The organism is Lentzea albidocapillata, from assembly GCF_000719115.1.
Classification (GTDB): domain Bacteria; phylum Actinomycetota; class Actinomycetes; order Mycobacteriales; family Pseudonocardiaceae; genus Lentzea; species Lentzea albidocapillata.
Genome location: NZ_JOEA01000035.1, coordinates 35,585 through 59,360, shown reverse-complemented (window position 1 = coordinate 59,360; position 23,776 = coordinate 35,585). Strand labels below are relative to the sequence as shown.

Below are 23,776 nucleotides of genomic sequence, written 5' to 3'. Positions count from 1 at the left end.
GATCGAAGTGATCAGCGGCCTCACCGGCGGCGCTCTGCTGACCGCTCTGCTCGTTCGGTTCGCGATCGTCGGTGCACGCAGCGCTCGGCAACGAGCCCACGCCCGCGAGGAACACCGCTCGGTGCTGCGCCTCGCCGGACGACGTGAACCCGGAGCACACCCAACGGTGTGGCTCGACCACGACCGGCCTCTCGCGTTCAGCCTCCCCGGCAAACCGGGTCTCGTGGTCGCCACGGAAGGACTCCGCCGCCACCTGACCCCCGAAGAGGTCGATGCCGTCCTCGACCACGAGCGAGCACACCTCAACGGACACCATCACCTGCTGGTCGCCGCCGCGGACGCCGTAGCCACCGCGCTGCCGATCCTGCCCCTGTTCAAGCGCGCGGCGAGCTCGATCCGTGGACGTCCGGCTGGACCGTCTGCAGTGGCGCCGCCGGATGCCGAACCGCACGCGCAGGCTGCTCTCCAGCGGGATCGCGAGCATCACCGCCATGGCACTGCCCGTCGTCACCGCGTCCGCAGCGATGTTCGCGCTGATGCTGCTGACCTGTTCGCCGAGCTGATGCTCACCGACGCCGGCAAGAGAGCCTGAAGGGCCGGTTCGGAAGCGTGAACCTCCCGAACCGGCCCCGTTCGAGTCGACTCAGATCAACACGACGGATGAGAATCCCACTGATCTACGAACCGGTCACCTCGCGTAGTGGACGTCCGGCCACGGCGGGGTCGCCATGCCGCCGCCGATGTGGAAGCTCGGGTGCGGCGGCTGGTTGTAGGCGGTGTTCTGCCAGGCGATCGCGGCCCGGTACTGGGGATCGTGCATCAGCGTCGGGATGCGGCGATCGGTCTGGTTCGGAGTGCTGTAGATGCGTAGCGCCCTGTTGTCGCTGGTCGGCCAGATGACTTCCTCGCGCCAGTCGCCGAGGATGTCGCCGGACAGCGACGGGTTGGACTTGGTGCCGTTGTTGGAGTGCACGTTGGATCCGGTGAGCAGGCGGGTGTCGCCACCGGTGCCGTACTTGTCGATGCGGGTGCCGTCGAGCAGTTCACGGCTGGGGTCACCGTCCCACCAGATCAGGAAGTTCGCCGACGACGGCTTGCGGCCGACCGTCTGTCCACTGGTGTTGCGCAGCTGGCTGTCCGCGCTCGACCACGACTCGGCGCCGGGGCTGCCGGCGTAGACGTCGCCGGACACACCGCGGCCGTTGTCGCCCGCCGGTGCCGTCCGCCAGAGGACCTGACCGGTACGCGCGTCAGCGAACCACGAACCGGGCTGGCTGCCGCTCTCGGACACCTTGTAGTACTCCAGGCCCGGCCGGGACGGGTCGAGATCACCCAGGTGGGCCGCGTCACCGTGACCGAAGCGGGTGTTCCACAGACCGCGGCCGTTGTCGTCCACGACCGCCGCGCCGTAGACGATCTCGTCGCGGCCGTCGGCGTCCACGTCACCGACGGTCAGCGAGTGGTTGCCTTGCCCCGCATAGGTTCCGTTGCCCGAGGCGTTCGAGTCGAACGTCCATCGCTTCACCAGCCGGCCGTCGCGGAAGTCCCACGCCGCGATCACCGCGCGCGTGTAGTAACCGCGAGCCATGATCAGCGACGGACGAGCACCGTCGAGGTAGGCGGTACCCGCGAGGAACCGGTCGACGCGGTTGCCGTAGCTGTCACCCCACGACGCCACGTTTCCGCGCGGCGGGTCGTAGTTCACAGTGGACAGTGCGGCACCGGTGAGACCGCTGAACATCGTCAGGAACTCCGGGCCGGCCAGCACGTAGCCGTCGCCGTTGCGGTGGCTGGCCGAGGCGTTGCCGATGACCGTTCCCCGGCCGTCGCGGGTGCCGTCGGCGGTCTTCATCGCGATCTCGGCACGGCCGTCACCGTCGTAGTCGTAGACCTGGAACTGGGTGTAGTGCGCGCCGGAGCGGATGTTGCGGCCGAGGTCGATGCGCCACAACCGGGTGCCGTCAAGACGATAGGCGTCGATGAAGGTGTTGTCGGTGACACCGGCCTGCGCGTTGTCCTTGGCGTTGTTCGGATACCACTTCAGGAAGATCTCGTACTGGCCGTCGCCGTCCGCGTCGCCCACACTCGCGTCGTTCGCGGTGTACCCGCTGCCCGGCGAGGAGATCGGAACGTCGAGATAGCCCGCTCCGAACGACAAGGACGCCGGCGAAGCCGGCTGTTCGGCACCGTTGACCACCGCTCGCACGGTGTACGACGCACCGGAGGGACCGCCGGAGTCGAGGTAGTTCGTGGACGCCGTGATCGGTGCCGGGTTGAGCTTCGCCTCGCCCCGGTAGACGTTGAACCCGGTGTCCCGCGCGTCACCGGCGAGCAACCGCCAGCTGACCAGGTTCCCGCTGCCCGACCGCACGCTGACCACACCTCGGTCCAGCCGCTCGACCTGCTTGCGCCCGGTCGGATCACCCGGAGCCGGCCCCGGGCCCGGGCTCGTCGTGGTCGTCGTGGTCGTGGTGGTCGGCCCTACGCCGCCATTGCACAGGACGCCATTGAGCGTGAACTCCTCCGGTTCACCGACCTCGGAACCGGACACCGTGCCGTTGAACCCGAACGACACGTTCCCACCGGTGGGAATCGCGCGGTTCCAGTCCACATTGGACGCCGTTACGTCCGCGCCGGACGGGGCGAACGTGGCGTTCCAGCCCTCGCCATAACGTTCAGAGCCCGGAAATGTCCACGCGAGCCTCCATCCATCGACCGGATCACCGAGATTTTTGATCGTGACATTGGCGGAGAACCCGCCTTGCCACTTGTTCTGCACCACGTAGTCGACCTCGCAGCCGGGAGCGGCCGCAGCCATCCCCGCGGCCGCGAAGCCACCTGCAACCACGCAGACCGCCGTTCCTGCAGCGAGTGCGCGCGCGCCAAAGTTGCTGAGCACCATTGCTCCTTTTGTCCCATTTCTGGGAGCGTTCCCAGAACTGTCGTGCCACCATGACAGCACCGGACACGGGGACCGGTCAATGGTTGAAACGTTTCATTCGACAGTGCGCGCCGGTCCGTAGGTAAGCGCTTTCCACGTTGCAGTGCCTCAAAAAGGATCATCGACGTCGGGAATCAGGAGGCACGCAGCGGCGGGTGACCAGCTTCAACGGGTCCGTTTCCGCCGTGGCCGCCTGCTCGACTCGCACACCACGAGCTCCGGTTCGAACAGCACGTGCCGGTGCTCGTGCTCGGCGTCGAACGTGTCGTCCTGCGGAGTTGGCATCCACGGGCATCGGGTCCCACCGATCTGTGACACCATCGCCAGCGTGTTGAGCAAGCTGGGTGAGCTGGAACGGGCGGCGATGGAGGTCCTCTGGGACAGCCGCTCGCCCGTGCTCGTGCGTGATGTCATGCAGGCGCTGGCCGAACGCGACCTCGCCTACACCACCGTGATGACCGTCCTGACCCGGCTGACCTCCAAGGGCTTCGTCGAACGCACGGCAGACGGCCGGGCATGGCGGTACTCCCCCGTCGCCAGCCGGGAGCAGTACGTCGCCCAGCTCATGCTCGACGCGCTCTCCCTGACCGGCGACCGCGAGGCGGCGCTCACGCACTTCGCCCGCTCCGTCAGCAGTCCAGAAGCCGATGTGCTGTCGCAAGCCCTCGCGGACAAGCAGGACGAGATATGAGCGCGGCGCTGCACCCCGTCGTCACGCTCGCGATCTGCGTCGTGGCCGCACGGTTCCTGATCCGGGCGAAATGGGTGCGGCGGGCGCCCGGCAGCGGCATCGCGTTGTGGCAGATGCTGGCGGCCACGTGGGTGCTGTCGCTGGCGGGCATGCTGATCACGCTCGGCCTTGCACCGTACGACGCTCCTGTTCTCCAAGCCCTTCCGGAGTGGTCGAGCGACTCGTTGTCCACCGTGGCGCAGGACGTGCTGGTGGTGAGCGGGCTCGCCGTGCTGGCCGTGCTCGCCGCAGCGCTGGTCACCTCGTGGTGCGCCGTCGCGCGGATCCGCCGGCGCCATCGAGACGTACTCGCGTTGGTCGGCCGCACCGACGACGCCGCACCGGGCGCGCTGGTGGTCGATCACCCGGCTGCGGTCGCATACTGCCTGCCAGGGACACCTTCGTCGGTGGTGCTGAGCACGGGGGCATTGCGCAGCCTCACAACCGCTGAGCTGCACGCGGTGCTGGCACACGAACACTCACATGCCCGCGAACGCCATGACCTGGTGCTGCTGCCGTTCGTCGCTCTGCGCCGGTGCGCGCCGCGGGCGGCCGACGCGGTCGCACTGCTCGTCGAGATGCGAGCCGACGACCGCGCTTGCCGAGACCACAGCCCGGAAGTGCTCGCCTCGGCACTGCACCGTTTCACCGCTGGTCCTCCCGCCGGCGCGCTGGGCACCATGGCCACCTCCGCCCGCGTGGAGCGCATCAACAGCCAGGCCGGCACCACGACGTGGCACCGGTGGACAGCGCTGCTCAGCGGCCTGTCACTGGTCGCGACGTCGCTCAGCTTCCTCGTGTGCTGACACCCGCCAGGCCTTCCGAAGATCTACTACAAGCTGTAGAGCTACATTCCGTAGTAGATCCCTTCGTCCCGGGAAGAGCCTCATGATCGACGTGCTGCCTACGGTCCTGACCGTGCTCGCGCTCGCCGGTGCCGCGTGGTCGGTCCTGCTGATCGCGTTGAACAAACCCCTGCTGCCACTGACAAAGCTGTCGCGGACCTTGGTGTACGGGCTCGCCACGCTCGAGGTGGGCCTGCTCGCCCAAGCCTTCATCGGCGTCTCAGTACTGCTCGGGACGGATCGCGACATCGAGCGCTGGTCCTTCGTCGGCTACCTGCTCGGCCCGGTGGTGATCCTGCCGTTCGCGGTCGTCTGGGCGGCCGCCGAACGCACCCGTTGGAGCGCAGGCGTTCTGGTGGTCATGTGCCTCAGCGTGCCGGTGATGATCCTGCGCCTCGGCCAGATCTGGGCAGGCCATGCCTGACACCCGCCAAGGCCCCGGCCGAATGCTGGTCACCGTTTACGGCATCTTCGCCATCGCCGCCACGTCGAGGTCGGCCGTGCAGATCGCGACCCGCTTCTCCGACGCACCGGTCGCCTATACGTTGTCAGCGCTCGCCGCCGTCGTCTACGTACTGGCCACCGTCGCCCTCGCGCTGGACAGCCGCCGGATCGCGTTCATCGCCTGCTCCGTCGAACTGGGCGGCGTGCTGCTGGTCGGCGCGGCCAGCCTCGTCGTACCGCAGGCGTTTCCGGACGCGACGGTGTGGTCGTTCTTCGGCCTCGGCTACGGCTTCATTCCGCTCGTACTGCCGATTCTCGGCCTGTGGTGGCTACGGAGGACCGCGTGAGCCTGCTCAGCGACTGGCTGTTCACCAGTGCGTTCGGCATCTACATGGTCGCCGCCCTGCTCGGCGCGGCGGAGTGGTCGCTGACCCGCTACTCCGGTGACGCACCCCGTATCGCGATCCGGTGTGGACGGATCGGCGTCGCGTTCACCGTACTGGGCGCTGTTCTGCACCTCGCCTCCCTGACACTTCGCGGCATCGCCGCACAACGGGTTCCATGGGGCAACCTCTACGAGTACATGTCCGCGGTCGGACTGATGGTCGTCGTGGCGTGGCTGTTCCTGATGTGGCGGCATGAGGTTCGACGCCTGTCGGTGTTCGTGCTGCTCCCGCTGGCGTTGCTCTTGTTCATCGCAGGCAACCAGTTGTACGTGGAAGTCACAGAACTGCAGCCGGCGCTTCGGTCGTACTGGATCGCGATCCACGTCGCCGCCGCGATCATGGCCAGCGCCGTGTTCCTGCTGTCGGGCATCGTGAGCGGTCTGCACCTGTGGAGCGAGCACCGCCCCGCCAAACGACTTCCGACCACCGAAGACCTCGACCGCGTTGCCTACCGCACCGGCGCATTCGGGTTCGTCACACTGACCTTCGCGATCATCACCGGTGCCGTGTGGGCCGAGTCCGCGTGGGGACGTTTCTGGGGCTGGGACCCGAAGGAAACCGTCGCGTTCGTCTCATGGGTCTGCTACGCCGCCTATCTACACGCCCGCGCGACCGCCGGCTGGCGCGGCAAACCCGCCGCCTGGATCAACATCCTCGGCATGATCGCAGTGCTGTTCAACCTCTTCTTCATCAACCTGGTGATCACCGGGCTGCACTCCTACGCAGGCACGGACTAGTCGAAGCGCGAACGAAAGTCAGTCACGAAGGTAGTGCTGGCTGTACCGGACTTGTGCAGTACGGGGGATCGCACGAGCGTCGGGATGACGGCGAAACTGGGCGCGTCAACGCAAGCCGTCCAATATGGAGTGTGTGTCTTGTTGAAAGGTCTGAGTCGTGCGGCCAGAGACCGCGCGGGCGCCGTCCGCCGGCGCCATGGCGTGGCCGCCGCAGCCATCGCGGCGGCAGCGGTCGCCAGTCTTGCGGCGACCTCGATCGCTTCGGCGGGTGCGCCGGCGGAGACGTCGAAGCCGTTCCACGGCAAGGCGCTACAGGCCGACCTGGAGGCCTTGGTCAAGGACGGAAACGTGCCCGGGGCGCTGATGTCCGTGCGCAGCGCGGACGGTCGCGTGACGAACTACACCGCCGGGGTCGGTGACATCCGGACGAAGTCGAGGGTGCCGACGGACGGCTACATGCGGATCGCCAGCAACACCAAGATGTTCACCGCGGTGGCGGCCCTGCAACTGGCCGGCGACGGCAAGCTGGCGCTGGACGACACGGTGGAGAAGTACCTGCCGGGTGTGGTGCGAGGCACCGGCGATGGCGCGGCCGTCGACGGCCGCAACATCACGATCAGGCAACTGCTGAACCACACCAGCGGGATGACCCGCGAAATGCCTCACCTGGACAAGGGGATCCTGCCGATCAGGGACAGGTACTTCGACCCCAGGGAACTGCTGGACACGGCACTGACGCAGGCTCCCACGTTCGCTCCGGGCGAGAAGCGGGTTTGGTCGTACAGCAACGCCGGATACATCCTGCTCGGTCTGGTGGTGCAGAAGGTGGCGGGACGTCCGTTCGCCGAAGTGGTCACGGACGGGATCATCAAGAAGATCGGCCTGAAGGAGACGTACTACCCAGGGCCAGGCGACCGCGAGATCCGCAAGCCGCACCCGCGAGGCTACCTGTTCGCCAAGGATGACAAGGGCGAGCCGATCCTCGGCAACCTGATCGACATCACCCGGTTCGACCCGTCGGCTGCCGGTGCCGCGGGGCAGATCATCGCCACCCCGAGTGACGTGAACAAGTTCCTGGTCGCCTTGCAAGAAGGCAAGTTGCTCAAGGCCGGCGAGCTGGCGGAGATGCGGAAGACGGTGGAGACGCCCGGCTGGCCCGCCGGATGGCGGTACGGTCTGGGGATCGTCGAGATGAAGCTCCCCTGCGGAGTCACGGCCTATGGCCACGGCGGCGACGCTGATGGATATCAGACCCGTGCCGCGGTCACCACCGACGGCCGTGCGGTCACGATCGGCGTCACGAACGACGAAGCCGGCCAGCTCGAGGTCCTTGCTCTCTTCGACAAGGCCCTGTGCGCCAAGTAGCAGAAGCCGTACTGCTCGACCGCGGTGACCGTCCTGGGTGGTGGACTCACCACCCCGGACGGTGCGATCTGGCCACCGAGCCGGCATGCGCCATTCCGTGACCTCGCTTTCCACAGTGACTCAGCTATGGATCAGGTCATCCGGGTATCCGAGAGACAACTCGGAGTCGACCCAGAGGAGGTCACAGTGCTTGAGATCAGCAGCGCGGCAGCCAGTGCGATCGACGACCTGACCGGTGCCGGCGAACGCGCGGGACTGCGGATCCAGATCACCGCCGAGACCGATGCGGGTGCCGCGCTGAGTGCCGCGGTCACCGAGCAGTCCGGCCCCGACGACCAGTTGATCAGGGCGAGTACCGGGGCGAAGGTGTTCATCGAGCCGGCCGCGGCCCTGTACCTGACCGACAAGGTGCTCGACGTACGCAAAGACGTGGACGGGAAGGTCCAGTTCACGTTCCACGGCAAGGTGTGACTGCGTCAGCGGCTCTTCGTGACGTGCAGGCATGCCGCGACCATGAGCACGAGCGCGCCCATGAAGATCAGTGAGAACACCGCGGCGAGTGCCCCCAGCATCATCAGAGACACACCAAGCACATACACGGCGACAACACCCAGCGACCTGTGGCGGTGCTTGCGCGGGACCGGGCCGGAGCGCAGCAGTTGGGCCAGCACGGGATCGGACGCGGTGAACTGCCGCTCGATCGCGGTGAGCTGCTGTCGTTCATGACGACTGAGCATGATTGCTCCAACGTTGTCTCAGGTGTGCCTCATGCGGTTGTGCAGTGCGAGCAGGAATCCGGGCTCGTCACGCAGAGCGGCCAGGTCGATCTCGGCCGGCAGGGTCGTGTTGGGCCCCCGCAGGAGCAGGCGGCGCACTGCCTGCTCGACCAGCTCCGCTCGGTCGATCTCCGGCAGCGCGAGGCGGTCGACGAAGTCCTGGGGCACGACCACGTGGTGCCGGGTGCTCCGTTCGTCCTGGTTGACTTCGACGGTGTACTCGCTGTCGGCGAGTGTGGTGACGCTGACGTCGACGGTCACGGCGGTTCCTTTCCCCACCGGCGATGCGTGGTGTCGCGATCGGTCGGAGCGAGTACTTCGGCGGTCGCCTGGTCCGGCGGACCGGGGTGGGCACGCCGCGTGAGCGAGAAGTGGGACTCGTCCCGCATACGTTCGACCATGTGCGGGTAGTGCAGCTCGAACGCCGGCCGCTCGGAACGGATCCTGGGCAGTTCCAGGAAGTTGTGCCGCGGCGGCGGCGAGGTGGTGGCCCATTCCAGCGAGTTGCCGAAGCCCCACGGGTCGTCGTGTCCGGCGGGCTCGCCGTAGCGGTAGCCGCGCACGATGTTGTAGAGGAACGGCAGGATCGACAGGCCCAGCACGAATGCGCCGATGGTGGAAATGGTGTTGAGCAAGGTGAAGCCGTCGCTGGGCAGGTAGTCGGCATAGCGGCGCGGCATGCCGGCGTTGCCCAGCCAGTGTTGCACCAGGAACGTGCCGTGGAACCCGAGGAACGTGGTCCAGAAGTGCAGCTTGCCCAGCGGCTCGTTGAGCATCCGGCCGGTCATCTTCGGGAACCAGAAGTAGATCCCGGCATAGGTCGCGAACACGATGGTGCCGAACAGCACGTAGTGGAAATGCGCGACGACGAAGTACGTGTCGGTGACGTGGAAGTCCAGCGGCGGTGAGGCCAGCAGGATGCCCGTGAGACCGCCGAGCAGGAACGTCACCAGGAACCCGGCCGCGAACAGCATCGGCGTCTCGAACGTCAACGCGCCACGCCACATCGTGCCCGTCCAGTTGAAGAACTTGATCCCGGTCGGCACCGCGATGAGGAACGTCATCAGCGAGAAGAACGGCAGCAGCACCGCACCGGTCGCGAACATGTGGTGCGCCCACACCACGACCGACAGCATGCCGATGGCAAAGGTCGCAAAGACCAGTCCTTTGTAGCCGAACAGCGGTTTGCGGCTGAACACCGGCAGGATCTCGGTGATGATGCCGAAGAACGGCAAGGCGACGATGTAGACCTCGGGATGGCCGAAGAACCAGAACAGGTGCTGCCACAGGATCACGCCGCCGTTCGCGGGGTCGAACACGTGCGCCCCGAGGTGCCGGTCCGCGGCCAGGCCCATCAACGCCGCCGTGAGGATGGGAAACGCCAGCAGGATCAGCACGCTCGTCACCAGGATGTTCCAGGTGAAGATCGGCATCCGGAACATGGTCATGCCGGGAGCGCGCAGGCAGCAGATCGTCGTGATCATGTTGACCGCGCCGAGAATGGTGCCGAGTCCACTCACGGCCAGGCCCATGATCCACAGATCCGGGCCGATACCGGGTGCGTGCGCGGCGCTGGACAACGGCGTGTAACCGGTCCAGCCGAAGTCCGCGGCACCACCGGGCATCACGAAACTGCTCAGCACGATCAGCCCGCCGAACAGGAACAGCCAGTACGAGAAGGCGTTCAGGCGCGGGAACGCCACGTCGGGCGAGCCGATCTGCAGTGGGAGCACGTAGTTGGCGAACCCGAACAGGATCGGTGTCGCGTACAGCAGCAGCATGATCGTGCCGTGCATGGTGAACAGCTGGTTGTATTGCTCGTTGGACAGGAACTGCAGGCCTGGCACGGCCAGTTCCGCACGCACGAGCAACGCCATCACGCCGCCCGCCATGAAGAAGCCGAACGAGGTGGTGAGGTAGAGAATCCCGATCTGCTTGGGATCGGTGGTGCGCAGCAAACCCAGCAGAACAGCACCTTTCGGGCGCCGTCGAGCGGCACCCGCATGCGGCACCACGGGCGTCGGTTTCAGCGCCGTCATGTACCGGTGGTTTCCCACGCCCGGACCGGTCAAACCACGTCAGGAAGCGTGAAGAATCGGTGGGGCGTGACCGGGAACCCGTGATGACATGAACGCGCAAATCTTGCAGAGCCTGCACATCCCGTTCGGGGACATCGAGCTCGAGGCCGATCTCGTGGTGCCGGATGCGGCCTGGGGCACGGTGCTGTTCGCGCACGGCAGCGGGAGCAGCAGGCACAGTCCACGCAATCGCGAGGTCGCCGCGGTGCTGCAGCAGGCTGGCTGCGCGACCGTGCTCGCCGATCTGCTCACCGCCGACGAGGAACGCGTCGACGTCCGCACCGGGCAGTTCCGCTTCGACACCGAGCTGCTCGGTGTGCGGGTGGCGGCGCTGGTCGACTGGGCCGTCGCGAACCCGGTGACCGCCGGCCTCCGGGTGGGGCTGTTCGGTGCCAGTACCGGCGCCGCGGCCGCGCTGATCGCCGCGGACCAGCGGCCCGAGGAGGTCGCGGCGGTCGTGTCCCGGGGAGGGCGACCTGATCTCGCCGGGGACCATCTCACGTCGGTCCTCGCGCCCACGCAACTGATCGTCGGGCAGCGCGACCACGAGGTGATCGAACTGAATCGCCAGGCCATGGCCAGGATGAAGTCCGAGGTCGAGATGGTGGTCGTGCCCGGTGCCACGCACCTCTTCGAAGAGCCGGGTGCGCTGCAGACGGTCAGCGAGCTGGCCGCGCAGTGGTTCATCCGGTACCTGGCGCCGCGTGTCCCCTGAGCGCCGTTTTCGTCTGCGGCTGACGGGTAGCCGTTTGGTATGGCTCGTCCATTTCGCGACCGCAGCGACGCGGGCCGGGTGCTGGCCGGCCTGCTCGGCCACTATCACGCCCGTGACGACGTGATCGTCCTAGGCCTGCCCCGCGGGGGTGTACCGGTCGCCTACGAGGTGGCCGCCGCGCTGGACGCTCCACTGGACGTGTTCGTCGTGCGCAAGCTCGGCCTGCCCGAGCACCCCGAACTCGCCATGGGCGCTATCGCCAGTGGCGGCGTCACGGTGCTCAACGACGACGTCGTGCGCGGCCACGACGTGCCTGCCGAGGTGATCAGCGAGGTCGCCGAGGCCGAGGGCCGCGAGCTGGCCAGGCGGGAACGCGTCTACCGAGATGACCGGCCGATGAGCGACCTGGCCGGCCAGGTCGTGATTCTGGTCGATGACGGCCTGGCGACCGGCGCGAGCATGCGTGCCGCGGTCCAGGCGGTACGCACGTTGCGGCCGGCGCGTCTCGTGGTCGCGGTGCCGGCGGCGTCCGCGTCGACCTGCGAGGAGTTCAGGCGTGAGGTCGACGAGGTGGTGTGCGCGACGACGCCCTCGCCGTTCTTCGCCGTGGGCCAGGCGTACTGGAGTTTCACCCAGACCAGCGACGAGCAGGTCCGCCAGTTGCTGGCCAGCCCACGACTGGGGGCGGGCGGTGAGTCCGAGGTGGAGGTTGTGCGCGCGGCGGCGGTTCCGGTCGAGAACGGGGTTCCGTCCGAGGACGTGTTGTCGGCCGTCGTCGGTGACGCGCGGTTCGTGCTGATCGGCGAAGCCACGCACGGCACGCACGAGTTCTACGCCGCGCGCGCCGCGATGACGCGCTATCTCATCGAGCACGAGGGGTTCCGCGCTGTCGCGGTCGAGGCGGACTGGCCGGACGCCTATCGTGTCAACCGCTACGTCCGGGCACGCGGTGACGACCGCACCGCCGAGGAGTCACTGCGGGGCTTCAAGCGCTTCCCGGCGTGGATGTGGCGCAACACCGACGTACTCGACTTCGTGACCTGGCTGCGCGAGCACAACGACGGCGTCGCCGGACCGGACAAGGCCGGTTTCTACGGGCTGGACCTGTACAGCCTGCACCGGTCCGCGGACGAGGTCGTCTCCTATCTGCGCACTGTCGACCCGCAGGCTGCTGAGCGCGCGCGTGAACGCTATTCGTGCCTGGACCACCACGGTGATGACGGACAGGCCTACGGTCGGGCGGCCGCGTTCGGCGCGGGCGAGGAGTGTGAACGGCGGGTCGTCGCGCAACTGCTGGATCTGCAGCGCCACGCGCACGAGTTCGCCCGCCGGGACGGTCTGCTGGCCGAGGACGAGGCGTTCCACGCCGAGCGCAACGCCCGCCTGGTGCAGGCAGCGGAGCGCTACTACCGCACCATGTTCCGCGGGCGCGTGTCGTCGTGGAACCTGCGTGACGAGCACATGGCCGAGACCCTCGACGCGCTGACCGAGCATCTCGAAGACCAGCGGGGCGAGCCCGCCAAGGTCGTGGTGTGGGCGCACAACTCCCACCTCGGCGACGCCGCCGCCACCGAGGTTTCCGCCCAGGGCGAGTTCAACGTCGGCCAGCTGGTCCGCGAACGGCATCCCGGCGAGAGCCGGCTGATCGGCTTCACCACCTACACCGGCACCGTCACCGCGGCCGACGACTGGGGCGCACCGGCCGACCGCAAGCACGTGCGGCCCGCATTGCGGGGCAGCGTCGAGGGACTGTTCCACGAGACCGGCCAGAAGGAGTTTCTCCTGCACCTGGCCGCCGCGCCCAACGCGGCCGACGTCCTCGGTTCGGCCTGGCTGGAACGTGCCATCGGCGTGATCTACCGGCCGCACACCGAACGCGTCAGCCACTACTTCCGGGCGCGCCTGGCCGACCAGTTCGACGCCGTGATCCACATCGACGAGACCAGTGCGCTCGAACCACTCGAGCGCACCGCCCGCTGGGGAGCGGGCGAAGTCCCGGAGAGCTACCCGCACGCCGTCTGAAATGGAGACTGTCATGGTTCAACTCGTCCGAGACCTGATGACCACGGATCCAGTGGTGCTGCCGCCGGACACCCCGGTCCGCGAGGCCGCCAGGGCCATGCGCGACCGGGACATCGGCGACGTGCTGGTCGTAGACGGCGACCGGCTGTGCGGCATCGTGACCGACCGCGACCTGGTGGTGCGCGCGATGGCCGACCGCGATGACCTGTCCGACTGCCGCGTGCGGGATGTGTGCAGCGACCACGTCGTGACCGCGGACATGACCGAAACCCTCGACACCGCGATCGCCCGCATGCGCGAGAACGCCGTGCGCCGTATCCCGGTCGTTGACGCCGGTCGGCCCGTCGGCGTGTTCTCGCTCGGTGACGCCGCCGTCGAACGCGATCCCAACTCCGTCCTGGGCCAGGTCAGCGCCGCGCCTGGGAACACCTGATGTCGGCACCTGTGTCCGCGACCGGTCGCGGCGCGGTCGTCGCCGGGTTCGACGGCTCACCGCAGGCTCGCCAGGCGGTGCTGTGGGCCGCGCGCGAGGCGGCGAACCGGCAGCGCGAACTCGTCGTGGTGAACGCGATCCGCGGCGCGTACCCCGAGCTGACGGTGAACCCCGGCGCCGTGGCGCTGCCGGATGCGGTAACCGAGGAGGCGCCGCGCAAGCGCGCGGAGCACGAGCTGGCCGTTGTCGTCGAAGAGTGTGCGCGGGTAGCCCCGGACACCGACGTGCGGCCGCATGTCGTCTATGGCCATCCCACCGAGGTGCTCAGCAGGGTTGCCGAAGAAGCGGTCCTGCTCGTGGTGGGCCCGGTGGGAACCACGGGGCTGACCCGAGCCCTGCTCGGCTCGGTCGCCGCGGATCTCGTGCACACCACCACCACGCCGGTCGTAGTGGCACGCGACGAAACCATCGACGAGGGCCAGGTGGTGGTCGGTGTGGACGGCTCGGACGTCAGCGCATCCGCGATCGACTTCAGCTTCGACTTCGCCATCCGCCACGGCTGCGACCTGCTCGCGGTGCACGCCGTCACAGATCGGGCGATGGATCTGGCGACGGCGACCGCGCAGCGGCGCGAGATACGCGACCACGCCGACACGGTCCTCGCCGCCACGCTCGCCGGTCATGGTGAGCGCTATCCGGACGTCAAGGTGACGCGGACGGTGTCGTTCGACAGCCCCGCACAGGCGCTGCTCAACCAGGCCACCAATGCCGTGCTGCTGGTGGTGGGCAGCCACGGGCGTGGAGCGGTACGCCGCGCGCTGCTCGGATCGGTCAGCCACGCGCTGGTCTACCACGCACCGTGTTCGGTCGCGGTGCTGCGTCGTGGCCAGGAGAAGGGAGAGCGGCTGTGAGCACCACCGGCCGCCGGCACCGCGACTGGGATCGACGTGTCCAGTTGCCCGGATCGTAACGCCGCTGGAGAACCCATGGGACGCAACGTCACCCGCAAGCTCATCGACACCCATCTCGTCGAGGGCGAGCCCACCCCAGGCGTGGAGATCGGGCTCGTGGTGGACCAGACCCTCACCCAGGACGCGACCGGCACGCTGGTGATGCAGGAACTCGAAGCACTCGGCCTGGAGCGGGTGCGGACCGAGGTGAGCGTGCAGTACGTCGACCACAACCTGTTGCAGGCCGACGAGCGCAACGCCGAGGACCACGAGTTCCTCCGCTCGGCGTGCCGCCGCTACGGGATCTGGTTCTCCAAGCCCGGCAACGGTGTCTCCCATCCCGTGCACATGCAGCGGTTCGGTGTACCGGGAAAGACACTGGCGGGTTCGGACTCGCACACCTGCGCCGCCGGAGCACTGGGCATGCTGGCGATCGGATCCGGCGGGCTCGAAGTCGCATTGGCGATGGCGGGTGAGCCGCTGCGGCTGGTGATGCCGGAAGTGTGGGGCGTGCGGCTGATCGGCGAGCTGCCGCCGTGGGTGTCGGCCAAAGACGTGATCCTGGAGATGCTGCGCCGTCACGGGGTGGATGGCGGCCGCGGCCGGATCATCGAGTACCACGGCCCCGGACTGACGTGTCTGTCCGCAATGGACCGGCACGTGATCGCCAACGTGGGCGCGGAGCTCGGAGCGACGACCACGGTGTTCCCGTCCGACAAGGCGGTGCAGTGGTTCCTGGACTCCGAACGCCGCGGCCGCGACTTCACCGAACTGCACGCCGATCCCGACGCGACGTACGACGTCGAGGACGAGATCGATCTGTCCACACTGGAACCTCTCATCGCACGTCCCTCCTCGCCGGGCAACGTGGTACCGGTCCGCGAGGTCGCGGGCGAGCCGATCAGTCAGGTCGTCATCGGGTCATCGGCCAATCCCGGACTGCGCGACTACGCGATCACCGCGGCCATCGTGAAGGGGCAGCAGACCAGCGACGCGGTCAGCTTCGACGTCAACCCGTCCTCACGCGAGGTGTTCGAGGACCTCACCCGGCTGGGCGCCACCTTCGACCTGATCGCCGCCGGCGCGCGGATCCACCAGGCCGGCTGCCTGGGCTGCATCGGCATGGGCCAGGCACCGGCCTCCGGACGTAACTCCCTGCGTACCTTCCCGCGCAACTTCCCCGGCCGTTCCGGCACCCGCGAGGACTCGGTGTGGCTGTGCTCGCCGGAAACGGCGGCTGCCTCGGCACTGACCGGCGTCATCACCGATCCCCGCACCCTCGGCATCCGCTATCCGGTACTGCCCGTGCTGCGACGAGCGTCGGTCAACAAATCGATGCTGGTGCCTCCGCTGCCACGTCCGCAGGCCGAGCGCGAGCCGTTGGTCAAGGGCCCCAACATCTCCTCGCTGCCGGACTTCGCGCCGCCGCCCGACCACGTCGAGGCACCGGTGCTGCTCAAGGTCGGCGACGACGTGTCCACCGACGAGATCTCCCCGGCCGGTGCCCGCGCCCTGCCCTACCGGTCGAACGTGCCGAAGCTGGCCGAGTTCACCTTCACCCCGATCGAACCGGACTACCCGCGACGAGCAGCCGAACTGAGGGACCACGGCGGACACGTCGTGGTCGCGGGCGACAACTACGGCCAGGGCTCGTCGCGCGAACACGCCGCCATCACCCCGCGCTACCTCGGCCTGCGGGCCGTCGTGGCCAAGTCGTTCGCCCGGATCCACTGGCAGAACCTGGCCAACTTCGGCGTGCTCGCCTGCGAGTTCACCGACCCGCACGACTACGACCGGATCGACACCGGCGACACCCTCCAGCTCGACCCACCGGACCTCAAGGCCGGGCGGGAGTTCACCGTCACCAACCAGACCAAGAACGAGCGATACCGCGTCCGGCACCGGCTCTCTCCCGCACAGGCCGATGCTGTGCTGGCGGGCGGACGTATTCCGCTGCTGGCGCAAGGATCGCGCTGAAAGGTGAGGAGTCGGTTGATCGGCGGAGACCGGCGTGTATCCGTTGCGCGGATGGGTAGGCCCAGAGCTGGACGACTCGGAGGAGGGTGATCATGCCTGATCCTGGACCGGCCACTCGAGCTCGACGAGGGCATCACCGCGGACGACCTGCATGCCGCCATCGAGGGACATGTGCTGGAGAAGGGCACGCTGGTCGGCCTGTTCGGCCGATGAGTCCATCGTCCGAAATCTGCTGTCGCACAAGAGAAAGGGCTTGGATAACAGGATTTGAACCTGCGACCCTTGACCCCCAGATGCGGGTTCACAGGCTGCTGAACTGCGGAAACAGGTACGTTCGACGCAGTTGAGCGCACTTGACGAACGGTCAAGTGCGCTCGCGCTCGTTGTGCGGCTGCTCAAGATCCACTGAATGGACCGGGCCTTTTGAACGCGCCAGGTCGCTACTGTTGGTCGGCCGCCCGTTGTGGTGCGACACCGGTGTGCCTGAGGGATCGACGCCGGTCGCGGTCGGGGTGTTGTCCACCAACCCCGGCTTCCACGTCGGCCTGTGACTCAGCGCCGCACGAGTTCGTGGCGCAGTACCTGATTCAGCTCCGGCTGCGTGAACCGGAATCCGCCCTCGGTCAGACGGGCCGGAAGCACGCGCAGGCTGCCGAGCACCTCGGGGGCGACCTTGCCCAGTGCCAGCCGCATGGCCCAGGTGGGTACGCGCAGCACGGCGGGCCGGCCGACCACCCTGGCCAGGGTGCGGGTGAACTCGATGCTGCGAACCGGGTTCGGCGTGGTGATGTTGTACGGGCCCCGCGCACCGGGCGATTCGGCGAGGAACCGGATGGCGCGCACGGCATCGGTGAGGCCGACATAGCTCCAGTACTCGCGGCCGGAACCCAACCGGCCACCGAGTCCCTTGCGGAACAACGGCAGCAGCTGGGGAAGTACCCCACCTTCGCGGGCGAGCACGAGACCCATACGCAGATGGCACACCGGGATCGTGGCCGGTTCGGTGGCCCGTTCCCATTCCCGGGTGAGGTCTGGCAGGAAACCGGACCGGGCCGAGTCGGCGATCTCGGTCAGCTCGAGTTCACCGCGATCCACGCCGTAGTAACGCATTCCCGACGCCGAGAGCAGGATCCGGGGTTGCGGGTCGGCCTGCGCGGTCAGCACGGCGAGCGAGTGCGCGGTGTCGATCCGGCTGCGCCGCAGTACTTCTTGGTACGCGCGCGTCCACCGCCGCTCGCCGAGCCCGGCTCCGGCGAGGTTGACCACAATGTCGGCGCCGGACAGCAATCCGGAATCCGGTGAAGCAGTGGGGTCCCAGCGTCGTTCGTCGGCGGCGGTGGGTTCCCTGCGAACCAACCGGATCACGGTATGCCCGTCCGCGGCATACGACCGGCGCAGCGCTGTCCCGATCAGACCGCTCGAACCCGCGATCACGATCCTCATCGCAGACTCACTGTCAAGGCGACCACATAGGACACTCCGATAAGAACAGTCATGGTAGCCGCACGCACGGTCAGCCGACGGCGGAAGCCGGGAATTTCCTCGGGCAGCGCGAAGATCCTGGCCGGCCAGTGCCGCCACGAGACGTCGACGAAGATCCCCGCCGCGACCAGGTCGAGCCCCACGGCCATGGTGAAGCCGACGGACACCGCCCCGGAGCCGGCGATCGCGACGCCACCCCCGCTGAACAGCAGCCCGACGACGAGCGCGACGACCGGCCACCGGTTGCCGTTGGCCAGGACGACGAGGAACTCCTCGCGCTGCTCGTCATCCCGGAAGAACCTGGCGACCCTGGGCTGCACCACGACCAGGCTGTAGACCATCGACCCCAGCCACAGTGTCGTCAACACCAGGTACACCAGCTGGACGATCACGACCATCCCGCCCACCCCTCGCCTCCGCGACCATAACAACGGCACGCACGTGAGACATCACGGGCCCCTGTGCCTGCTCCGGGAAGTTCGCTCGATAGTTGGGTGGCTCCCAGAGTTCCGAACCCGGGATCGGCGTCGGGTCACGATGCGCAAAGGGGGTCGCCAGGGACAACGTGCGCGCCCACCTCCCCGACGCACTCGACCTCGCCGCCTGACCGTCACAACGGATTGGTCACGGCGTGAACCGCGAGAGTGTTGGTGCACTCTGAGCAACCATGCGACTTTTCGCGCTGGCACGCTGGCTGCTCACCCTGCTCACCCTGCTCGGTGGACTCGGGGCGGTGTTGGTTGGGCCGGGCGTGGCGAACGCCTGTGCGTGCGGAGCGGCGATCGCCGACGAGCTGACGCCGGTGCGGGAGACCGCGCTGGTCGAGCTGGATGGCCCGACCGAGCACGTCACGGTGAACATCACCGCCGACACCACGTCGGACTCGGTGGCGTTCCTCATGCCGGTGCCGAGCCGGGCCGAGTTCGCCATCGCCGACGCTGCTTTGTTCACCGAGCTGGACGAGGTGAGCCGGCCCAGGGTCGAGTACCGCGAGAAGGAGATCGACGGCAACGGAGCCGGTGGCATCGAGGCACCAGGCGGCGAGGTCACGGTCGTCGACCACGTCAAGGTCGGGCCCTACGAGCTGGCCCAGCTGACCGGCACCGACAACCGCGCGGTCAGCGACTGGCTCACCGCCAAGGACTTCGCCCTGCCCCCTGACCTCGCCAGGCACCTCGGCCCGTACCTGGCCGAGGGCTGGCTGGTCATCGCGGTGCACCTGCGGCCGGAGGCGGCGGAGGAGACCTTCGACGACGGGTTGCCGCCGATGCGGATCAGCTTCGCCACCGACGAGCCGGTCTACCCGATGCGGTTGTCGGCCGCCGCCAAGCGCAGCCAACCGCTGCGGCTGTACGTGCTCGCTGACCACAGGATGGACGTCACCGACCCCACCCCCGGCGACAGCGAGCCCGACCTGACCTTCGCCGGCTGGCTGACGCCCGACGAACTCGACGAGCATCCGGAGCTGGCGAAGCTAGTGACCGAGCGCCGGTTCCTGACCCGCTACGACGCGCGGGTCGACCCGGAGGAGGTCACCGACGACATCCACCTCACCCAGGCGGCCGAGGACGAGACGTACCGGGCGGTGGTGGTCCAGACGCGGTACGTCCGAGGCCCGTCCACCGCCGAGGTGACAGTGGTGGTGCTGGGCGGCGTTGTGCTGGTCGGGCTCGCGGTTGGGGCGGTCATCCTGGTTCGGCGGCGTCGACAACGCCGGTGAGGGCCCCGGTAGCTCACGGGTGAGCTCCGCGGTCGGATCCCATGACGCCGCGGCAAGCAGGATCGGCGCCGACAGACTGCGATCCGGCTTCTCCAGCAGCTCCAACGTCAACAACAGCGCCGCCACCGTCTTGCCTGCGCCGGGCTCGCCGAGCACGACGAGCTGACGACACGAGAAGCTCCGGAACATCGAGGCGACCTGCCGCACGTCTCCCCTGATGGGTCCCTGTCTGCTGCCGCTCGTGCTCCAGAACCTGACCCGCAGCGGCGCCGACTGCCGCACCGCCCGGTTCTCCGCCTCCACCGGCCACTGCCGACGCACGGCCGACGCCAGCTCATGCGCCGCGAGGTCGAGCAAAGTGCCGCCTGGAGCGTGCAGGTGCACATCGCCGTGGATTTTCGCCGGCCTGCACGACCGGAGCACTCACCTGAGCCGTGTACAGCTCGTTGCGCACCTCGTTCGGCTCCACACAGCCATCCTGCCGTACGCCCGTTCAGCGAAGCCCGGAGATCAGGCAGATTTGAACATCTCCAGGAACCGGATCAACTGGCGGGCCACGCAACGCCATGTCCCCAGATTTCCGCGGTGGGCTCGGTCTTCCTGGCAAGCCATGCCGACTGGCGCATTGCTCCTGTCCATGATCGACAATTACGGGACTGTGCAACGTACCGGTCTAACTCGGCCACCGCCACGGGTATGTCAGGAGAGCGGCACGAACCTGGGCGGTCCCTGCCAGGGGGTGCTCCTGCCGAGTGCGAACGTCCCTTCCTCGGTGGCCGCGTACTCGAGCAGCAGCGAGCTCAAAGAATGGCCGGCGTGCACCTTGTGTCCGAGCACGTCCGGATCGGCTAGCACCGTTCCCCAGGTGTCGGGGTCCTCCTCGGAGGGCAACCAGCCGCAGGTCCAGCCGTCGGCTGTCCATCCCCACGGGATCATGCCGTTCGGCTCGGGAAACACCTGCACGCAAACCTGCGGCAGGCGCATCGGGTTGCTCACCGCCTTGCGGTAGGTCCGTTCGATCAGACCGGGTAGCTCCTCCGGCGCCACGATCGTGATGTCGCAGAACGTGCCAGGCCCATAGATTTCCATGAACGCGCGATAGTCGGCGGGCAACGCTCCACCGAGTTCTGTCTGCACGACCGCCCAGTCGATGGACCGTCTGGGTGCTGCCGGTGGCACGAGCGCCGTCAACGCCACGGTCGCGTCGTGCGGGTGCTCGCCGGTGAAGCCTGGCTGACCCCAGCCAGGTACGGACGGAGTCGGCGCCGCCACCGGTTCTTCCGGTGTTGGCTGGAAGAACGGCCCGCCACCGAGATCGATGTCGAACGGCGTGCCGTCGAATCGACCGGACACGACGTCGTCGAGGAAGGCGCAGACCGGGCCCTCATAGCTCGCCCAGTGCTCGAACCGCTGATCTGCCAACACAACCGGCCATTTGTTCGGATCGTCGCCGTCGGTGAGCCAGAAGAACAGGTCTGCCCGATGCGAAACGCCCCACGGCAGGAGGCCACCGGGCTCGGGGAAGATCGGGTGAGGGAAACGGGCAGGTTCCTTCTGGCGCCAGCCGCGCATGTCTTCGAGACGGTATGCGTAGTAGCCGAGGTACTCGGTGGGCGGTGACTGCACCGCGCCGGGCCGGATGAGCCGGACGAACGCCTGGAAGCGGCCGTCCGGGAAGATCTCCACGAGGTGCTTGTAGTCGTCGGGCAGGGCCAGTCCGATGGACGACTCGACAGCCGCCCAGTCGAACTGGTTGACGGTGTTGTCCTCAACACCAAGGCGCGCGGCCAAGACGCCCACACTGCCCATGAGATGTTCTCCTCCACATGGTTCGACCCGGCCAACCTGTGGAGCGAGGCGTTGCCGTCAGAGGCACTATGCCTCGCCGGGGTTCACGGCCTCGCAATCAATGAAGCACTGACTCGCTTCGACGCCTCACAATCGACGCGCACGACCACCCTCGTCGTCGCCGACGAGCGCGACGGGTGGGTGTTCCTGGCCGAGCACAACGGCTTCCACGGCTCACTGCCCGAGGTCCTCGCCGGGCTTTCCAACGGTACTGTGGCCGCGGCGGTCTACTGGAACGTCGACTCGCTGCTCACGCGCTAGCGGAAATGACCTTGAACAGGACAGCGATCCGCTCGCCGTTCGCTGCGGACGGCGGACTGCTGGTGGGAGTCAAAGAATTGGTTCACGTATAAAGTCCTCGCCACCCGGTGTGACATGGGCTGGTCAATGAACCTGGGGCCGCGTTGGGATGGAGCGGCACCACATCTCCTCAGGTCCTCGATCATGGCTTGATCGTCAGTAGCCTAGGAGCGGGACAGCGGCCCCGGCACTATCGTAAACGACAACCGACAGCGCCGGACTCGGCCAAACCGACACGTAGCCCGGTCCGTGAGCGAACTCGACACGCTCACCTTCCGGGCCTGAGACCACCATCCTGAAGTGATCGCCAGAGTCGATCTCGAACTCACCTGCACCGGGCTCGAATAGCACGGATAGTGGGTCTGCACCGGTTGGACACAAGACGATTTCGTAGCTCCCGCGATTGTCGCCGCTGGCACTCATTTAGCGACCTCCAAGGCTATGGATGTTGTCGTTGAGCAGATCGAGGCGCGCCTGGTTCGTGGCGTTGGCGGGATTGGCCACGCCCCTCCCGTCGACAATGGCTTTCTGGTAGAAGTCTCGCCAGGCGGTTGCGGAGTTGGTGTCGAGGCCCGGTATCCGGCTGAGTTCATCGGCGCTGCGGCCTAAGAGCGCGTTTGCATTCGTGGCTGCTGCGCCTCCGCTTCCCCCACGCCCCCACACCAACGCGCCCCAGTCAAAGTTCGATGGGGCGGTAGGCCAGCGCCTCGTCGACGATTCCTCCGCAGTCATGTTCTCTTTTCCCTTGGCGGGGCGAAAGATCAGACTGTAGACGTGCGGGTTGCCCGTGGACCGGGTGAGCGCGTCCACCGCCGCAGCGTCCTCCTCCACGGGGAAGTCAGGCTGCAGCATCCGCTCTACCAGCGCAATCATTTCCGCGCGGGACAGCTTTCTCCATCCCGCTCATCCCTTTCCGTAGTGGTACTTGGGCGAAAGTACCTCAGCTTGGTACCTCGGGGGGCGCCACGATGATGTTGTTGAGGTCGTACACGCCGCCCTCGTGCTGGATGGGCTGAATGTGGTGCAGCACATACCGTGACTGTCCACCGTGCCGCTGGGATTCGTCCTCGGCCGGTGCGTAGCCCGCAGCCAGCCTGTACTTGTCGCGCCGGTCGAACTGCGAGACCAGGTAGGCGTCGGCCGCCACGGCCATCCAGAACACCTTGCGGAAGTCGTCGAACGAGTCGAACGAACGGCCCTCCAGCACCTGCGCAACCTGGCCGGGGATGCGGGCGCCCGAATAGGCGCAGGCGCCTTAACTCCGCCACGCGGCCGGTAAAGGAGTCGCAGGTTCTCTTCTCAAGCCGGGCGACGCCTCGTTCTGCAGACCGAGCCCAAGCAAACAACGACTGATGCAGGCGCGAGCGCTCGAGTAAAGGGCTCTATGAGCGACGTACTTGACCCAACAGAACTCTGCAAGATCACAAAAAGAGGGCCTCCACAGCATCTGAGCTGCGAAGACCCTCTTGGCCGTCGGGACGACAGGATTTGAACCTACGACCCCTTGACCCCCAGATACGGGTTCGCAACCCTCTGAACTGCAGAAACAGAACGTTCCGCTCAGTTGAGCGCACTTGATCTCCAGTCGGGTGCGTTAGCGTTCGTTTGCGCAGTTGCCCAAGATCCACTCCTTCATGACCCTCAAGATGGCGAGGACGTTCGTGTGACCTCTGAGGCGTGACCCAGCGGGTCACCAGGTGGTGACCTTGTCCTCGGCTACTCGATGTTGCGATCCTCGCTGAGCGCTGGCGCCCAGCGTGCTCCAGCGATGCCGCAATGGCTGGTCGCCTCCTACGCGGCGATCTACCTCGGAGCCGTGTCCGTGCCATAGATCACGTCTATGTGGTCTCTAGGACCACCGACAAACATGGAACACCCTGACCTGCCGTTGTTGCGGGTAAGCAGCGTCCGCTCAGCGCGCTTGACGTCGATTCAGCAAGTTCACCCGTTCGTGATGACCGCATTTG

24 protein-coding genes and 2 pseudogenes are annotated in these 23,776 nt (G+C 67.3%); 16 read left to right on the top strand and 10 right to left on the bottom strand.

Annotation, left to right across the window (positions count from 1 at the left end; all coding sequences use genetic code 11):
• Positions 1-7 precede the first annotated feature (7 nt).
• Together IG04_RS48850 and IG04_RS48495 are read left to right on the top strand one after the other, a co-directional pair.
• Positions 8-295 (top strand): annotated as a pseudogene (locus tag IG04_RS48850) (M48 family metalloprotease); the annotation flags it as partial.
• Positions 296-398: 103 nt separating this feature from the next.
• The gene (locus IG04_RS48495; protein WP_248782544.1) at positions 399-563 is read left to right on the top strand and encodes a hypothetical protein; all 165 of its coding nucleotides are present in this window, start codon (positions 399-401) and stop codon (positions 561-563) included.
• A gap of 125 nt (positions 564-688) precedes the next feature.
• Here IG04_RS48495 and IG04_RS0140210 read toward each other — a convergent pair whose 3' ends face one another.
• Positions 689-2,899 (bottom strand): rhamnogalacturonan lyase family protein, encoded by a 2,211-nt coding sequence (locus IG04_RS0140210; RefSeq protein ID WP_420843999.1) that lies wholly within the window; start codon positions 2,897-2,899, stop codon positions 689-691.
• A gap of 406 nt (positions 2,900-3,305) precedes the next feature.
• Here IG04_RS0140210 and IG04_RS0140200 point away from each other — a divergent pair, with 406 nt between their 5' ends.
• The 7 genes from IG04_RS0140200 to IG04_RS0140170 all read left to right on the top strand — a co-directional run bounded on the left by IG04_RS0140200 (position 3,306) and on the right by IG04_RS0140170 (position 7,979).
• Positions 3,306-3,632 (top strand): BlaI/MecI/CopY family transcriptional regulator, encoded by a 327-nt coding sequence (locus IG04_RS0140200; protein WP_051771874.1) that lies wholly within the window; start codon positions 3,306-3,308, stop codon positions 3,630-3,632.
• Positions 3,629-4,477, top strand: coding sequence for a M56 family metallopeptidase (locus tag IG04_RS0140195; RefSeq protein WP_030482001.1), 849 nt, complete (start codon positions 3,629-3,631; stop codon positions 4,475-4,477). Before IG04_RS0140200 ends, IG04_RS0140195 begins: the two co-directional genes overlap by 4 nt.
• 82 nt (positions 4,478-4,559) lie before the next feature.
• Positions 4,560-4,940 carry a hypothetical protein gene (locus IG04_RS0140190; protein WP_030482000.1) on the top strand — a complete coding sequence of 127 codons (381 nt, stop codon included), beginning with the start codon at positions 4,560-4,562 and terminating at the stop codon, positions 4,938-4,940.
• 22 nt (positions 4,941-4,962) lie between these two features.
• Positions 4,963-5,307 (top strand): hypothetical protein, encoded by a 345-nt coding sequence (locus tag IG04_RS0140185; RefSeq protein WP_338043685.1) that lies wholly within the window; start codon positions 4,963-4,965, stop codon positions 5,305-5,307.
• Positions 5,304-6,143, top strand: a complete 840-nt coding sequence (gene ccsB, locus IG04_RS0140180) for a c-type cytochrome biogenesis protein CcsB (protein WP_245816752.1) — start codon at positions 5,304-5,306, stop codon at positions 6,141-6,143. The genes IG04_RS0140185 and ccsB overlap by 4 nt, the downstream gene beginning before the upstream one ends.
• 138 nt (positions 6,144-6,281) lie before the next feature.
• Positions 6,282-7,508 (top strand): serine hydrolase domain-containing protein, encoded by a 1,227-nt coding sequence (locus IG04_RS0140175; RefSeq protein ID WP_211257914.1) that lies wholly within the window; start codon positions 6,282-6,284, stop codon positions 7,506-7,508.
• A 186-nt stretch (positions 7,509-7,694) separates the two neighbouring features.
• Complete coding sequence (locus tag IG04_RS0140170; RefSeq protein ID WP_030481996.1) at positions 7,695-7,979, top strand: hypothetical protein; 285 nt, start codon at positions 7,695-7,697, stop codon at positions 7,977-7,979.
• A 5-nt stretch (positions 7,980-7,984) separates the two neighbouring features.
• On the opposite strand, the gene IG04_RS0140165 is transcribed toward IG04_RS0140170, so the two are convergent.
• The 3 genes from IG04_RS0140165 to ctaD are packed head-to-tail and all read right to left on the bottom strand — an operon-like array spanning position 7,985 to position 10,323.
• Positions 7,985-8,245: a DUF3040 domain-containing protein gene (locus tag IG04_RS0140165; RefSeq protein ID WP_030481995.1), complete on the bottom strand. Its 261-nt coding sequence runs from the start codon at positions 8,243-8,245 to the stop codon at positions 7,985-7,987.
• An 18-nt stretch (positions 8,246-8,263) separates the two neighbouring features.
• The gene (locus IG04_RS0140160) at positions 8,264-8,545 is read right to left on the bottom strand and encodes a hypothetical protein (protein WP_051771865.1); all 282 of its coding nucleotides are present in this window, start codon (positions 8,543-8,545) and stop codon (positions 8,264-8,266) included.
• The gene (gene ctaD, locus IG04_RS0140155) at positions 8,542-10,323 is read right to left on the bottom strand and encodes an aa3-type cytochrome oxidase subunit I (protein WP_030481993.1); all 1,782 of its coding nucleotides are present in this window, start codon (positions 10,321-10,323) and stop codon (positions 8,542-8,544) included. The genes IG04_RS0140160 and ctaD overlap by 4 nt, the downstream gene beginning before the upstream one ends.
• 88 nt (positions 10,324-10,411) lie before the next feature.
• On the opposite strand from ctaD, the gene IG04_RS0140150 reads away from it, so the two are divergent.
• The 5 genes from IG04_RS0140150 (at position 10,412) to IG04_RS0140130 (ending at position 16,459) form a co-directional block, all read left to right on the top strand.
• Positions 10,412-11,077: a dienelactone hydrolase family protein gene (locus IG04_RS0140150; protein ID WP_030481992.1), complete on the top strand. Its 666-nt coding sequence runs from the start codon at positions 10,412-10,414 to the stop codon at positions 11,075-11,077.
• 39 nt (positions 11,078-11,116) lie between these two features.
• On the top strand, positions 11,117-13,099 hold the full coding sequence (locus IG04_RS0140145) for an erythromycin esterase family protein (RefSeq protein WP_030481991.1): 1,983 nt from the start codon (positions 11,117-11,119) through the stop codon (positions 13,097-13,099).
• Between the two features lie 13 nt (positions 13,100-13,112).
• Complete coding sequence (locus IG04_RS0140140) at positions 13,113-13,532, top strand: CBS domain-containing protein (RefSeq protein WP_030481990.1); 420 nt, start codon at positions 13,113-13,115, stop codon at positions 13,530-13,532.
• Positions 13,532-14,443 carry a universal stress protein gene (locus tag IG04_RS0140135; protein ID WP_036016856.1) on the top strand — a complete coding sequence of 304 codons (912 nt, stop codon included), beginning with the start codon at positions 13,532-13,534 and terminating at the stop codon, positions 14,441-14,443. The genes IG04_RS0140140 and IG04_RS0140135 overlap by 1 nt, the downstream gene beginning before the upstream one ends.
• 75 nt (positions 14,444-14,518) lie before the next feature.
• Positions 14,519-16,459 (top strand): aconitate hydratase, encoded by a 1,941-nt coding sequence (locus IG04_RS0140130; RefSeq protein WP_030481988.1) that lies wholly within the window; start codon positions 14,519-14,521, stop codon positions 16,457-16,459.
• 90 nt (positions 16,460-16,549) lie between these two features.
• Here IG04_RS0140130 and IG04_RS48845 read toward each other — a convergent pair whose 3' ends face one another.
• The 3 genes from IG04_RS48845 to IG04_RS0140110 form a co-directional block, all read right to left on the bottom strand.
• Positions 16,550-16,678: a hypothetical protein gene (locus IG04_RS48845; protein ID WP_338043684.1), complete on the bottom strand. Its 129-nt coding sequence runs from the start codon at positions 16,676-16,678 to the stop codon at positions 16,550-16,552.
• Between the two features lie 333 nt (positions 16,679-17,011).
• Positions 17,012-17,902 carry a TIGR01777 family oxidoreductase gene (locus IG04_RS0140115; protein ID WP_030481987.1) on the bottom strand — a complete coding sequence of 297 codons (891 nt, stop codon included), beginning with the start codon at positions 17,900-17,902 and terminating at the stop codon, positions 17,012-17,014.
• A complete protein-coding gene (locus IG04_RS0140110; RefSeq protein WP_030481986.1) occupies positions 17,899-18,339 on the bottom strand; it encodes a hypothetical protein in 441 nt (146 codons plus the stop codon). The genes IG04_RS0140115 and IG04_RS0140110 overlap by 4 nt, the downstream gene beginning before the upstream one ends.
• 269 nt (positions 18,340-18,608) lie before the next feature.
• Between IG04_RS0140110 and IG04_RS0140105 the strand changes: the two genes are divergently transcribed.
• Positions 18,609-19,661, top strand: coding sequence for a DUF2330 domain-containing protein (locus tag IG04_RS0140105; protein WP_030481985.1), 1,053 nt, complete (start codon positions 18,609-18,611; stop codon positions 19,659-19,661).
• Between the two features lie 699 nt (positions 19,662-20,360).
• Here the strand turns inward: IG04_RS0140105 and IG04_RS0140100 are convergent.
• Positions 20,361-21,470: a hypothetical protein gene (locus IG04_RS0140100; RefSeq protein WP_030481984.1), complete on the bottom strand. Its 1,110-nt coding sequence runs from the start codon at positions 21,468-21,470 to the stop codon at positions 20,361-20,363.
• Between the two features lie 3 nt (positions 21,471-21,473).
• Between IG04_RS0140100 and IG04_RS0140095 the strand changes: the two genes are divergently transcribed.
• Positions 21,474-21,770, top strand: coding sequence for a hypothetical protein (locus IG04_RS0140095; protein WP_030481983.1), 297 nt, complete (start codon positions 21,474-21,476; stop codon positions 21,768-21,770).
• A gap of 462 nt (positions 21,771-22,232) precedes the next feature.
• On the opposite strand, the gene IG04_RS0140090 is transcribed toward IG04_RS0140095, so the two are convergent.
• The gene (locus tag IG04_RS0140090; RefSeq protein WP_030481982.1) at positions 22,233-22,682 is read right to left on the bottom strand and encodes a hypothetical protein; all 450 of its coding nucleotides are present in this window, start codon (positions 22,680-22,682) and stop codon (positions 22,233-22,235) included.
• Positions 22,683-22,749: 67 nt separating this feature from the next.
• A pseudogene (locus IG04_RS0140085) lies at positions 22,750-23,043 on the bottom strand (colicin); the annotation flags it as partial.
• Between the last annotated feature and the right edge of the window lie 733 nt (positions 23,044-23,776).